This window comes from Bradyrhizobium sp. RDI18 (assembly GCF_043203335.1).
Classification (GTDB): Bacteria; Pseudomonadota; Alphaproteobacteria; order Rhizobiales; family Xanthobacteraceae; genus Bradyrhizobium; species Bradyrhizobium retamae.
In genome coordinates, this window is the sequence record NZ_JBICRN010000008.1 from 1,730,115 (window position 1) to 1,743,234 (window position 13,120).

Annotated in this window: 14 protein-coding genes and 1 tRNA gene; 5 read left to right on the forward strand and 10 right to left on the reverse strand. The window is 61.4% G+C overall.

The features are described from left to right. Positions 1–5: 5 nt before the first annotated feature. Positions 6–197: a preprotein translocase subunit SecE gene (secE, locus tag ACFXS9_RS17390; protein ID WP_028349074.1), complete on the reverse strand. Its 192-nt coding sequence runs from the start codon at positions 195–197 to the stop codon at positions 6–8. Between the two features lie 370 nt (positions 198–567). On the opposite strand from secE, the gene ACFXS9_RS17395 reads away from it, so the two are divergent. Both ACFXS9_RS17395 and ACFXS9_RS17400 read left to right on the forward strand, forming a co-directional pair. Beyond that, positions 568–753: a hypothetical protein gene (locus tag ACFXS9_RS17395; protein ID WP_213286265.1), complete on the forward strand. Its 186-nt coding sequence runs from the start codon at positions 568–570 to the stop codon at positions 751–753. 395 nt (positions 754–1,148) lie between these two features. Next, positions 1,149–1,322 (forward strand): hypothetical protein, encoded by a 174-nt coding sequence (locus tag ACFXS9_RS17400; protein WP_392690613.1) that lies wholly within the window; start codon positions 1,149–1,151, stop codon positions 1,320–1,322. A 497-nt stretch (positions 1,323–1,819) separates the two neighbouring features. On the opposite strand, the gene ACFXS9_RS17405 is transcribed toward ACFXS9_RS17400, so the two are convergent. The 4 genes from ACFXS9_RS17405 to ACFXS9_RS17420 all read right to left on the reverse strand — a co-directional run bounded on the left by ACFXS9_RS17405 (position 1,820) and on the right by ACFXS9_RS17420 (position 4,165). Further along, the gene (locus tag ACFXS9_RS17405) at positions 1,820–2,038 is read right to left on the reverse strand and encodes a hypothetical protein (RefSeq protein WP_392690615.1); all 219 of its coding nucleotides are present in this window, start codon (positions 2,036–2,038) and stop codon (positions 1,820–1,822) included. A gap of 391 nt (positions 2,039–2,429) precedes the next feature. After that, positions 2,430–3,029 carry a hypothetical protein gene (locus tag ACFXS9_RS17410; RefSeq protein ID WP_392690617.1) on the reverse strand — a complete coding sequence of 200 codons (600 nt, stop codon included), beginning with the start codon at positions 3,027–3,029 and terminating at the stop codon, positions 2,430–2,432. Between the two features lie 367 nt (positions 3,030–3,396). Then, positions 3,397–3,627, reverse strand: coding sequence for a hypothetical protein (locus ACFXS9_RS17415; RefSeq protein ID WP_392690619.1), 231 nt, complete (start codon positions 3,625–3,627; stop codon positions 3,397–3,399). Positions 3,628–4,089: 462 nt separating this feature from the next. Continuing rightward, a tRNA-Trp gene (locus tag ACFXS9_RS17420) sits at positions 4,090–4,165 on the reverse strand. Between the two features lie 148 nt (positions 4,166–4,313). On the opposite strand from ACFXS9_RS17420, the gene ACFXS9_RS17425 reads away from it, so the two are divergent. After that, positions 4,314–5,537: a serine hydrolase domain-containing protein gene (locus ACFXS9_RS17425; RefSeq protein WP_392690621.1), complete on the forward strand. Its 1,224-nt coding sequence runs from the start codon at positions 4,314–4,316 to the stop codon at positions 5,535–5,537. A 143-nt stretch (positions 5,538–5,680) separates the two neighbouring features. Here the strand turns inward: ACFXS9_RS17425 and ACFXS9_RS17430 are convergent, their stop codons facing one another. Next, positions 5,681–6,448, reverse strand: a complete 768-nt coding sequence (locus tag ACFXS9_RS17430) for an SDR family NAD(P)-dependent oxidoreductase (RefSeq protein WP_392690623.1) — start codon at positions 6,446–6,448, stop codon at positions 5,681–5,683. Positions 6,449–6,538: 90 nt separating this feature from the next. Next, positions 6,539–7,249, reverse strand: coding sequence for a histidine phosphatase family protein (locus ACFXS9_RS17435; RefSeq protein ID WP_392690625.1), 711 nt, complete (start codon positions 7,247–7,249; stop codon positions 6,539–6,541). 138 nt (positions 7,250–7,387) lie between these two features. Between ACFXS9_RS17435 and ACFXS9_RS17440 the strand changes: the two genes are divergently transcribed. Continuing rightward, a complete protein-coding gene (locus tag ACFXS9_RS17440; RefSeq protein WP_392690627.1) occupies positions 7,388–8,173 on the forward strand; it encodes an SDR family NAD(P)-dependent oxidoreductase in 786 nt (261 codons plus the stop codon). A 17-nt stretch (positions 8,174–8,190) separates the two neighbouring features. Here ACFXS9_RS17440 and ACFXS9_RS17445 read toward each other — a convergent pair whose 3' ends face one another. The 3 genes from ACFXS9_RS17445 to ACFXS9_RS17455 are packed head-to-tail and all read right to left on the reverse strand — an operon-like array spanning position 8,191 to position 11,456. Then, the gene (locus ACFXS9_RS17445) at positions 8,191–9,102 is read right to left on the reverse strand and encodes a DMT family transporter (protein WP_392690629.1); all 912 of its coding nucleotides are present in this window, start codon (positions 9,100–9,102) and stop codon (positions 8,191–8,193) included. A gap of 5 nt (positions 9,103–9,107) precedes the next feature. Next, on the reverse strand, positions 9,108–10,166 hold the full coding sequence (locus ACFXS9_RS17450; RefSeq protein WP_392690631.1) for a phosphotransferase family protein: 1,059 nt from the start codon (positions 10,164–10,166) through the stop codon (positions 9,108–9,110). Between the two features lie 57 nt (positions 10,167–10,223). Then, complete coding sequence (locus ACFXS9_RS17455) at positions 10,224–11,456, reverse strand: acyl-CoA dehydrogenase family protein (RefSeq protein ID WP_392690633.1); 1,233 nt, start codon at positions 11,454–11,456, stop codon at positions 10,224–10,226. Positions 11,457–11,659: 203 nt separating this feature from the next. On the opposite strand from ACFXS9_RS17455, the gene ACFXS9_RS17460 reads away from it, so the two are divergent. Continuing rightward, entirely contained in the window at positions 11,660–12,352 is a 693-nt protein-coding gene (locus ACFXS9_RS17460) for a TetR/AcrR family transcriptional regulator (protein ID WP_392690635.1), read from the forward strand. Positions 12,353–13,120: the final 768 nt, after the last annotated feature.

The following is a 13,120-nucleotide window of genomic DNA, read 5'->3' on the forward strand; positions in this document are numbered from 1 at the left end:
GCTCATCATTGGACGCCCAGCAGGAAGGTGACGACGTAGCGGATGATCAAATCCGACAAGAAGAAAAAGATCGAAGCCAAGGCAACCATGACGAACACCATGATCGTGGTGATCGTCGTCTCGCGGCGCGTCGGCCAGGTGACCTTGGCGGTCTCCGAGCGCACTTCCTGCAGGAATTTGAACGGGCTGAAAGCCATCGTTGGTTACCGCGTCCTTCGTGAGACGATTTGTGATCTAAAGCGAATCCGAACAGCCCTCTAGTGCCCAGCCCTCTCTCGAAGGATGAGCCGCCAAGCGGGCTCGATTGTTCGGGGGAATTCAAAGCCGCGCCGGATATCCGCATCTCAACGGGCCGGCAGCAGGTGGCGGGTATCTACTGCCGGCCGGGCAAAAGGTCAAGGTACGGGGTGCCGCGCCCCCCTTGTCGGCTGGCTGGTGGCCGACCGACCGGGGCGGAGCCATTGGTTAACCGCCGGTACCGGGTCGGCTCAAATGCACACCAGGCCGCCATCCTGATTTTAAAAGCTCTTCGATATCCTGTTTGCTCCACTGGGGAGTGAGACGGCCATGGCACTGTTGGGCCAAGATTACGAAAGACCTTCGGGCGAGACCGCGTGGACCATTCTCGACGCGGCACACGACCTCGGCGACACCGTTACCGTCGATGCCTGCCGGCGGGTGATCGACGCCGACCTGCGCGGCGACACGCCGGCGACCTCGGACATGGCGGTCCTCTCCGCGTTCTTCGGCTAATTGCCGGGCAGCGCCAGGAAATCACCGCGGATCGATCCACGAAGGATCGCCGGCCTGTCGAAAATCAGCGTAAGTATTTGATTTAGCTGGCAGGAGTGGCAGGGCTCGAACCTGCGACCCCCGGTTTTGGAGTTCGGCAACCGCCGTCTGCTAGCGTCCCGTTCAATCCATAACAGCACTGATTTATCTGACTTTTCCCTGGTTCCGGTACCATGCCTTCCCGCCCCATCCTGCGGAGTTGGGTAGCAAAATGGTAGCAGCTTGGTGCCACGGTGGTGCCTTGTTCTCAGCGCGTGGCCGATTTTGCCCGGTACGTGGCGACCTGCAATTGGGCAAATGGAACCGGTTCCACGAAAGTTCGTTCATCCCGCCTTTGCTGCTGCGGAGGCGAAAGAATGACCGATGAACAGCTAGCGCTTCAGGCCGTTAGTGATGCCCAACGCATACTTGAAGAATATCTAGAGCCCATGCCGCGAAATAATGAGCGGGTCATCCTCGATAAGTTGGTCGAAGTATTAGAACGCCCCGAGCTTCTTGTTGCCGTTACTCGGATGCAAGGCGGACGTTAACGGCCGGCGGATTTTGCTCGCCGGCTTCGCTAACTCTGGCGAGCACGAGCCAGTCCTCAGCAAGCTTCAACCACGCATCTCCATCGATCGGGTCCCGTGCTCCTGCGGCCCGATCCTTGCAATCCTGAGCCTCTCTACGAAACCGGTCTACCCTGTCCCACATGGTGGAGTTACGCGCCAACTGGCCTAGCGTTACCCCAGTCAACCCCGCATCGGATGGACTATTCCCGAAGTTACAGGCGGGCCTGACGAAACCGTTTTCCGAACATGTTGAAAACGTCCTGTAACAAACCCGGCCTATAGTGGCACCGTACAAATACGGTGCTAGCAGGGGGCGCGCGGCACGATGATTGCTTGCCGAGCTACCATTATTTGAAACCAAAATTTGTCTTGTAGGCAGGGAGTATTTCAGATGGGACGGTCTTTCCACGATTTCGAGCAGCGTCTTTTGCAGACCACGGCCGATCTTCTCAATCGAAGGACGGAAAATCAGAAGCTCAAAGAATCGATACGAGCGGCAGAAGCGTCCAAGCGAGGCCGCATTGTCCGAAGGTCATCAATACCCTGGCAGGGCAGGATTCACCGTCTGGATTAGTTTTGACTGCTGATTGAGTTGTTTCAGCCGACGTTCGAGCTCGATCTTTTTTAGCCGTCAGCTTCGCGCTGAGCACATCGTGCATCTGTTCGCGCAGCGCGAACAGATCATCGGTCGTCATTGATTCCCACTCGCTCTGCATGACTCGCCCCCACGATCATGAGATGTAACGACTCACGATTGTATCTGGCGCGCGTCGATTTCCATAGAGGCCCGACGCACGGAATTGGGCAAAGTGTGACCGGCTATTCCATCCCGTCGAGCTCGCGGACGTCCCACAGCGACGCCGCCAGGATGATGAGCGATGGCGTCCAAGTCAGCATGGCACCGAATGCAACGGCTTCCTGAGTTGTCATAAGTCACCGTGACGGCCTCGCTCTAGTCAAGGTTATCTTGATTTGGGGCGATTGTGTGCGCGTGCGCTGCAATTTGCTCCCGTAGGACTACGGATGATTCAAGCGTTATTGGGCCGGGCTTTGGCAAGTTCGTTTGATTGTGCGTTCTCCAGGAAGTCAAACGCCGCCGCCCGGACGGCTGGCGGCGTATTTTTCGATCTCTGCATTCCAATGAAGGGCGACGTTCTTCGCTCCCGCAAACTGATTGTTGATCAGAAACGTGCCCACGTCCCGGAGGTAACCGGCAAAGTGCTCGCCATCGTCGCTTAGCTGCATGACCTCTGGCGGTGGAGCGGGTAACCCGGCGCCACGCGCCCGATTTAGTAAGGCTTGCAGGTCTGGCATGCGGTCACTTATGCACGTCGGCCATCGTTGGTTAATCTGCCCAGCGCGCTCAACAATGAAGTCTGAGAATTCCCTCAGATCGTATCCCAGCAGTGCAAGCTCCGCTTCCCTTTCGGCGCTTCTGCTGCGAAATAACGCATCAACCCACAAGCCGATCGCCAATCCGATCAGGAAAGTCAAAGCTGGATAGAAGAACCAGTGATCCGTGACTGCAACAGCTTTGGCGAGCGCCCACTGGAGACCCTTTGTAGGGTCGTCGAGATACCCGGTTCGGTCCCCCCACTTTTCAATGGCTTTGGCAATCAATGTACCGACGCCGAGAGACCCGACGATCCATAGGCTTGCCTTCCTTGCCGCAGATCGCCAATTCATGGGACACTCCGCTGCACCGAAGTTAGCTGAACGTCGATAAGTGGCAAGTCAGCCCGAACTGGCGGGCCTTGGTGCGCTCGAAGTCGCTGTTCGCCCAAAAGCGCCGTCGCCTGGTGCCCATAAAAAAAGCCCGGCGCTAAGCCCGGGCCCCCTGATGGCCCCCGCGCGCTGCGAGAACGGCGCGGCTGGAGCAAAGTTTGCGCTTCCATTCGCGTCGATTGTCAGCGTCGCTAGGTGGATGGCAGGCCGCTTCGACAGGACGATAGAATGGCCGGGAACGCCCCTGTTGTCGCGGCGGAAACCGCAACCAGCGACAGCGGCGTGGCACCAGCGCGCTAGCGAGGGTGAAAACGCTCGCCCCAACCAGTCAGGTTGGCAGCGCCGGCTCTGTCTCGGCAAGCTTCAAGCTGGCCGCCTCGGGCACATACGACATCGTCCTCACCAGCATTTTTAGCTCGTAGACCTCCGATGCAAGCTTGTCTGTTCGGTGTTGCATGAGTCTAAGCTGTCGGAACTGAAGGGCCACCAGAATGAATGTGCCGGCGAGCAGCAAATCGGCGATGGGATCATCGAATAGCCAAAGGATACCCTGCAACATTGTGCGGCTCCCAAAGTGGCTTAAAACTTGAATTTAGCCGCCTGATTTTTACGGGTCCACCATCGCCAGATTGTTCGCCATCATTGACACACCGGCGCGCGATCGAAGCCAGTACGCTCAAGGAAAAAGCCCGGCGCTAAGGCCGGGCTTTGGCAGTCGTGCGCTGGGCTCGCCGTCTAGACGTTGTCTCTGACGTTGGCCGCATCGCTTGTCTTCTGCTGCTCCCAATTCTTATAGAAACGCCCCTTGAGGTCTTCCAGCAGTTCCTGACTATGGTTCACGGCGAACAAAAAGTTGGTCGTCAATGTCCGCCACATCATTACACGAAGCGAAAGCGCCTGAAGCAGGCCGACGAGAGGCTTTCCAGCACCATCACAGGATTAGTACTGGAACGATTCGGTAGCAAAGCGGTAGCAACGCCTGTCGGTGCCGCAATGAAGCCCGTCTAAGTCATTGATATTATGGCAGGAGTGGCAGGGCTCGAACCTGCGACCCCCGGTTTTGGAGACCGGTGCTCTACCAATTGAGCTACACTCCTGCAGGGAACCGCCGCATGCGCCGGTTCGTGCCGTTTCAAGCATAGGGCATGCCCCGATTGCAAGGGCGAAGCAGCTTACCGCCCTATCCAAAGCACGCCTTCTGCGCCAGACTTGGTCACCATAACAACAAGCGCAACGGGAGAGACCATGAACGCGCAGACCGCCGCCCGGCAGACGTCCGCCCCCCAGACCCCTTCGCTTCCGCAGGCCAAGCCGGAAACCATCGGCCTCTCGGGCGTCCGCCTGCAGCGGATGTCGGACGCTTTCAAGCGGGAGGTGGACAAGGGAACCCTGCCCGGCGCCACCGTGATGGTGGCCCGGCGCGGCCAGATCGGCTGGTTCGATGCGATCGGCCGCCAGAGCCCGGCCGCCAGCGCTCCGATGGCGCATGACAGCATCTTCCGCATCTTCTCGATGACCAAGCCGATCGTCTCGGTCGGCATCATGATGCTGGTCGAGGACGGCCACTTCATCCTTGGCGATCCCGTCGCCAAATTCATTCCGGAGTTTGCCGATCAGAAGGTCGGCATCGAAAACAACGGCAAGCTCGAGCTGGTGCCGGCGAAGCGGCAGATGACGGTTCAGGACCTGCTGCGGCATACGTCCGGCCTGACCTACGACCACACCGGCAACGGCCTCGTCCAGCAGCTCTACCAGCAGTCGCGGCTGCGCAGTCGCAAGATCACCAACGCCGAGCACGCGACCATGATCGCCGGCATGCCGCTGATCTGCCAGCCCGGCGCGGAATGGAACTACAGCCGCTCGACCGACGTCCTGGGCCGCATCATCGAAGTCGTCTCCGGCAAGTCGCTCGGCGCGTTCCTGACCGAACGCATCCTGGCGCCGCTGCAGATGGCTGAGACCGCTTTCCATACCTCGGAAGCGAACGCCGGCCGCCTCGCCGAACCGTTCGCGAATGATCCATGGAATGGCGACAAGGTGCAGCTCTTCAACATGCTGGAGAAGCCCGCGATGGAATCCGGCGGCGGCGGGCTGCTCTCGACCACCATGGACTATGCGCGGTTCTGCCAGATGCTGCTTAACGGCGGCGCGCTCGACGGCAACAGGATCATCGGCCGCAAGACGCTGGAGCTGATGGCGTCGGATCATCTCGCCCCAGGCGTAAAGGTGGACTCGCCGCTGATGCCGCCCGGTCATGGTTTTGGCCTAGGCTTCGCGGTTCGCACTCACAAAGGCATCGCGCCGTTCCCGGGATCGCTCGGCCAGTTTTTCTGGAGCGGCATGGCCGGCACGTTCTTCTTCATCGATCCCGCGGAAGACCTGTTCACGGTCTTCATGATGCAGGGCCCCGGCCAGCGCGAATACATCCGCAACATGCTGCGGGATCTGGTCTACGCGGCGGTAGAGTGATTTCTCGTGCCCCGGACGCGACGCAGCGCGAAGCGGTGCGCTGCAGAGCCGGGGCCCACGCGCCGCTGACAGCCAGTATGGGTCCCGGCTCTGCGGAGCAGCGCTTTCGCGCTGCACCGCATCCGGGACACGAGTTCACGCAATCAACTGATCGTCGCGCCGCCGTCGATCACGATGGTCTGCCCCGTCATGAAGTCGCCGGCCTTCGACCCCATCAGCACCGCAGCGCCCGCGATCTCGTCCGGCACGCCGATGCGCAAGAGCGGCGAGCGCGCGGTGGAAGCCTTCAGCGTCTCCGGATTGTCCCACAGCGCCTTGGCGAAATCGGTCTTGATCAGGCCGGGCGCGATGCAGTTCACGCGGATATTGTGCTTGCCGTATTCGCAGGCCAGATTGCGCGCGAGTTGCATGTCGGCCGCCTTCGAGATCGCGTAGGCGCCGAGCACAGTCGAGCCCTTCAACCCGCCGATCGAGGACACGATCACGATCGAGCCGTCCTTGCGCTCGATCATCTGCGGCACCACCATGTTGATCAGCCAATTGTTGGCGACGATGTTGTTGTCCAGGATCTTGCGGAACTGTTCATCGGAGATGCCGCCGAGCGGGCCGTAATAGGGATTGGACGCGGCGTTGCAGACCAGCACGTCGATCTTGCCGAAGGCGCGATTGGACTCGTCGACGAGGTTTTGCAGGTTTTCCTTGCTGGAAATGTTCGCGGCGATCGCGACCGCTGTCGCCTTGCCGAACTTGTCGTTGATTTCCTTGGTGACCTGGTCGCAAACATCCTGTTTGCGCGAGGAGATCACGACCTTCGCGCCGTGCTCGGCCATCCGCTCGGCGATGGCACGGCCGATGCCGCGCGTCGAGCCGGTGATGACGGCGACTTTTCCGGTCATATCGAACAAGCTCATGTCTCTCTCCCCGATGTTGGTCCAGCGCGATGCCGGCTTCGTCTTCAATTCGAACTAAGCAGCCTTTGCGGCCGTCGACAACTTAAGGCGTCAACCGAGCTTGGTCGACGGCGGCTCGACCTCCGGCCCGGCCGGCTGGTGCATGGCTTGGTGCGAAGCGTCCGCGATCCATGGCTGCTGGTTGACCATCGGCAGCCGCCAACGGCTGTGACTGGCGCTGGAGAGGTGATCGAGCCGCGTCACCGAGCAATTGTCGATATCGAAGGCCATGCCCTTATCGGGATGGCCGCCGAGTGCATGACCGATGGCGGCTCTGATCGTGCCGCCATGGGCGACGACGATCACGTCCCTGCCCGCCTGTTCGGCATTGATGCGCTCGATAGCACCGCTGACGCGGTTGTAGAGGTCCATAAAACTCTCACCACCGGGCGGGACCTCGTCGATTTCCGCAAACCAGTGACTGCCGAGCGGACGGCTGGCGAGGAACGCTGCACGATCGAGGCCCTGCCACTCACCGAGATGCTGCTCGGCGAATGCGTTCACATGCGGCATCTCCGAAGGCTTCGGAAAGCCCGCGGCCCAGATCGCGTGCGCGGTCTGGTGCGTGCGCTTCAGATTGCTTGCATACCAGATTGCGTTGCGCGGCAGGATTTTTCCGACCGCCTCGAATACGATGCGATCGCTGCAGTCGCAGCCGAGATCCTTCTGCCCGTAAATGCAGCCGTTATCTTCGCGAACCGGCGCGTGGCGGATCCACCACCATCGCGTCGTGACTGTCGTCGACTTGCCTGGATTGGACATCGCAACGCCCCTTCAATACTGTTCGTTGTCGCTGTACGTCAGAGCACGCATCGTCTCAAGTGACTTGGCGTTTGAAATCTTGTTTGAATTCCGCAACGCGGCACACGCCGACACGCATAACACTACAGGGAGAAGCTCATGGGCCGCCTCGAAGGCAAATCCGTCATCATCACAGGTGCAGGCAGCGGCATCGGGCGCGCGGCGTCGGTGCTGTTCTCCAGGGAAGGCGCGAAGCTCGTGATCGTCGACCGCACCGACGGCGTGAAGGAGACCGCCAAGCTCGTCAGCGATGGCGGCGGCACCGTCGAGGCTGTCATGGCGGATGCCGGTTCGGAAGCCGATGTGAAGGCGTTCATCGACAAGGCGGTTTCGAAGTACGGCCGGCTCGATGCGATCTGGGCCAATGCCGGCGTCAGCGGCGGACTGGTGCCGCTGGCCGAGCAGACCGTCGAACATTGGCAGGAAGTTTTGCGCATCAATCTGATCGGGCCATTTCTCGCGATCAAGCATTCGATGCCGCACATGATCCGGCAAAAATCCGGCTCGATCGTGTGCACCGCCTCCGTCGCGGGTCTGAAGGCCGGCGCCAGCGGACATCCCTATGGCGCGAGCAAGGCCGGCGTCATCAGCCTGGTGCAGACCACGGCTTATTCGCTGTCCGGCACCGGCGTGCGCATCAACGCGGTCTGCCCCGGCCTGATCGAGACCGGCATGACCAAGCCGGTATTCGACCGCGCCAAGGAGCGCGGCACCTCCGACAAGATCGGCCAGCTCAATCCCCTGAAGCGCGCCGGCCAGCCGCACGAGCTCGCCGCGATGGGCCTGTTCCTCGCCAGCGACGAGGCTTCCTACGTCAACGGCCAGGCGATCCCGGTCGACGGCGGCCTCACCGCCTCGATGCCGTATACCGGCAAGCCGATCTGATCGCCACGGCTTCATCATCACAACCCGTCCGGCGGCAGGCCCGATGACTCTGCCGCCAGCGCGCGGTGGCGGATGCGCTCGCGGTAGAAGGCGTAGAGGCCTGACAACACGATGATCGAGGCGCCCAGCACCATCATCGCGTCGGGCACGTCGCCGAACAAGACGTAGCCGAGCAGCATCGCCCATAGCAGCGCGGAATAGCGGAACGGCGCCACCGCCGAGATGTCGCCCGAGCGCAGCGCCGAGATGATGCATTGATAGCCGATCAGCAGCAGCACCGCGGCCAGCGCCTGCAGGCCAAGGGCGCTCGCCGATGGCGGCGTCCAGCCGCCGAGCGGAACGAGGATAGCGCCGCCGGCCGCCGTCACCGTGACGGTCGTCAGCAAGGTGATGAACAGCGAGGGAATCTTCGCTGGGATTTTTCGGGTAGCGAGGTCGCGCAGCGCGCAGAACGCGACCGACACCAGCGCGAACAGCGAGTACTCGCTGAAGCCCGCCAACCCCGGCCGCACGATGATGAGCACGCCGATGAAGCCTGCGACAATTGCCGACCAGCGCCGCCAGCCGACAGGCTCGCCGAAGATGACCGCGGCGCCGAGCGTGATCGCAAGCGGCAGCGCCTGGAAGATCGCCGAGGTGTTGGCGAGCGGCAGATGCACGAGCGCCGCCATGAACGAGATCGTGCCGCCGATCTCACCCAACACCCTGAGCGCCACCGGTTTGAGCATCAGCGTGCGCAGCGGACGCAGCGCGCCCTGATAGTACGCGAACGCCGCGACCAGCAAAATCGCAAACAGCCCGCGCACCAGCATCACCTGGCCGAAGTTCATCTCTGACGACACCGCCTTGGTGATGGAGTCGTTCATGGTGAACGCCGCCATGGACACCGCCATCAGCAGGCTGCCGCGGATATTCGGAGAGAGTGCCAATTCCGTTAGGTCGCGCCGGCCTTCTGAGCATATTCCCAGGAGGACTTCGACAGCGGCACCGTGCGCGCCGCCGACTCCAGCGCCTTGGCGTTGGCGGCGGTGCCGTCGCGGATCCGGCCGGCGATACCCTGCGTGATGCCGGCGAGGCGGAACATGTTGTAGGCGAAGTACCAGTTGAGATCGGGCACTTCCATGCCGGTGACGTTGCAGTAGATCTGCGCCGCCTCCTCCACGCTCGGAATGTTCAGCGCCTTGAGATCGGCTTTTTCCAAGCCCGGCATGGTCCACTGCATCAACAGATAGGTGAAGTCGGCCATGGGATCGCCGAGCGTCGACAGCTCCCAGTCCAGCACCGCCTGCACCCGCGGTTCCGTCGCGTGGAAAATCATGTTGTCGAGGCGGTAGTCGCCGTGGACGATCGAGACGCGCTTCTGTTCAGGTACAGTTCGCGGCAGCCATTCGGCCACCTTTTCGAATTCCGGAATGTGCTGGGTTTCCGAGGCGCGGTATTGCTTGGTCCAGCGGTCGATCTGGCGCGCGAAATAATTGCCCGGCTTGCCGAAATCGCCGAGCCCGATCTGCTCCGGATTGAAGACATGGAGCTTCGCCAGCGTCTCGATCTTGCTGGTGAATATCTTGCGCCTGTTGTCCGGCGTCTGGCTCGGCAGTGTCGGGTCCCAAAATACCCGGCCGTCTTCCATCGACATGATGTAGAAGGTGGCCCCGATCACGGCGTCGTCGGTGCACAGCGCGTAGGCCTTCGCGACCGGAAAGCCCTGCTTGCCGAGCGCTGCAATGACGCGGAACTCGCGGTCGACCGCATGCGCCGACGGCAGCAATTTGCCGAACGGCTTTCGGCGCATCACGTAGGATCGGGCCGGTGTTTCGAGCTTGTAGGTCGGGTTGGACTGGCCGCCCTTGAACTGCAGGACCTTTAGCGGCCCCTGGTAGCCCTCGACATGCTCGCGCATCCAGCCGTCGAGGCTCGCCTCGTTGATGCGATGGCGCTCCTCGACTTCCTTGGTGCCCGAGAACTCTTCGTCTTTCCTGACGCCGTCCGCCACGATGACGCTCCCTTGGATTCTTCTTGGACTTTGGGGAGCGCCATCGATGGCCTCCCGTTAGTGCGTAGCGTTTGCATACTTCCGAAGTTCAAGTCTGGCAATGGCGCGGTTATGCACCTCGTCCGGGCCGTCCGCCAGCCGCAGCGTGCGCACATGCGCGTAGTCCACCGCCAGTCCGGCGTCATCAGAGACGCCGCCGCCGCCGAACGCCTGGATCGCGTTGTCGATGATCTTCAACGCCATGTTCGGCGCCGCCACCTTGATCATGGCGATCTCGAGTTGCGCGGTCTTGTTTCCGACCTTGTCCATCATGTCGGCGGCCTTGAGGCACAGCAAGCGGTTCATCTCGATATCGATGCGGGCTTCCGCGATGCGCTGTTCCCAGACCGAATGCTCGATAATCTTTTTGCCGAACGCAGTGCGCGACGACAGCCGACGCACCATCTTCTCCAGCGCCTCCTCGGCCTTGCCGATCGTGCGCATGCAGTGATGGATGCGGCCCGGACCGAGACGGCCCTGCGCGATCTCAAAGCCCCTGCCCTCGCCGAGCAGGATGTTCTCCTTGGGAACGCGGACATTCTCCAAGAGCACCTGGGCGTGGCCGTGCGGCGCATCGTCAAAGCCGAACACCGGCAACATTTTTTCCACCTTGATGCCGGGCGTGTCGAGCGGAACGATAATCTGCGACTGCTGCTGGTGGCGCGCCGCGTTCGGGTCGGTCTTGCCCATCAGGATCGCGACCTTGCAGCGAGGATCGCCGACGCCGGACGACCACCATTTGCGGCCGTTGATGACGTAATGATCGCCGTCCTTCTCGATGCGGGTTTCGATGTTGGTGGCATCCGACGATGCCACCGCTGGCTCGGTCATCAGGAAGGCGGAACGGATTTCGCCGTCCATCAGCGGACGCAGCCATTTGCGCTTCTGCTCCTTGGTGGCATAGCGCATGAACACTTCCATGTTGCCGGTATCGGGCGCGGAGCAATTGAAGACTTCGGAGGCCCAACTGATGCGGCCCATCTCCTCGGAGAGCGGCGCGTATTCCAGATTGGTCAATCCCGCGCCACGGAATTCATCATCCTCATGCGAGGACGGCGGCATGAACATGTTCCAGAGGCCTTCAGCGCGCGCCTTCTTCTTCAGATCTTCCAGGATCGGAATCACCTTCCAGCGCTCGCCCGCCGAATCCTGTTGCTTATAGATCGGCACCGCGGGGCGGACATGGGTGTTCATGAACGCGCGGACGCGGTTCAGCCATTCCTTTTGCTTGTCTGACATATCGAAATTCATGGGACGCTCCTCGGCTCTCGGCTTCTGAAATCGTTTGGCCGCACTGTCTGCCCGCCGCTCGCGGCCGGCAAGCCGTTTTGTGACCTGACAGTCCGGTCGGCTGGAGATGCGACACGTTCATAAACGTTATTGACATTTCCAACCCTTCAAACGATAGTTTCATACAACTGTTTGAATTGCAACTCCCCAAACGGGGCCCAGATATGTCGAGCGATCGGACCCGGTCTGCCATCCTTGCCGCCGCGGAAAAGCTTTACGCCGATCGCGGCTTCAGCGACGTGACGCTGCGCGACATCGTCGCGGAAGCGAACGTCAATCTCGCTGCGGTGAATTATCACTTCGGTTCCAAGGACGAATTGATCGCGGAGCTGTTCGTCACCCGCAGCCTTGCTACCAACCGCGAGCGTCTCAACGAGTTGAAACTTGCGGAGGAACAAGGCGGCGGCCGCGCGCCGATTGACGCCATTTTGCACGCGCTGGTAGGCCCTCCCCTGCGCGGCTGCCTCGGCCCGGACCGCGAGGGTTCGACCGCGGCGCGCTTCATGATCCGCGCATCCATTGAATCGGTGCCGCCAATCCGCCGCATCAAGAACCGCGAAGTCGATCATCTGCGGAAATTCATCGCCGCGATGCGCCGCTCGCTGCCTGGCCGCGACAACGCCGAGCTCTATTGGGGCCTGCACTTCGCGCTGGCGATGTCGCATCACACCATCCGGGAAAAAGAGCGGCTGACGAAATTGTCGGAAGGACAATGCGACCTCAACGACGTCGATGCCATCGTTGACCGCGTGGTCGCGGTCTCGGTGATGGCGCTGACCGGCGGCGAGATGCCGGCGAAGAAGGCACCGGTTCGATCGGCGATGCCGCATGGAAGGCTGACCCGGCAAGATTTGTGAGCTTCTGGTAGTCTATGAGCGAAGCATAAGAATGAATTGCATGGCTTCGCTCGCAATGACGTAGAAGTAGCGACACCCACCACTGTCATCCCCCGCGAAGGCGGGGGATCCAGTACGCCGCGGCTTCTCAGTTCAATCACTGCTGTCTCTGGAATACTTGTATGGGCCTGGTCAATGGTCGTCGTTGCTAGGTCATTGCGTTGATCTCCGAGGGAGGCCGACATCTCCGCGGGCCGACCTCAAGACGGGCTGTCCGCCTTGGCGCAGCGACCGTCAAGGGTGGCCGGAGGCCATCGCGTAGCGACGCAGCCCTTGACGGTCGCGAGCTTGGCGGCAGGCTTGAGGTCGGCCCGCGGAGATGGCGATGGCGAGATGAGGACGACTTCCGAGGCGAGCCCGCCTTGGACGCGATATCGCGTCGCAGACTTGTATTCGGTTGATCGATCGGGATCAGAACCATGATGCATGCATGCGCATCGGGGCGAGCTCCGGGGCGGCGGGTCCATTCTGGGTCGCGGCGCAAAGGCCATGTATTCCTGCGGATCATCGCCACCTCGGATGCCGTTGGCAGACCGCAAGCCGGGCTGCCAAACCGTCAGTGGTGTGGGGTTAAGGGAAGCTGCACGGTCAGGTGCCGACGGGACGCAACTTGATGTCCTCCGTCACCTGACCGGTGGTCACCAGCCGCCACAGGGCGATGAGTAGCTTACGCGCTAGTGCCACGATCATGGTCTTGCGCGTGGTGCGTCGGCCATCGGCGGTGCGCTC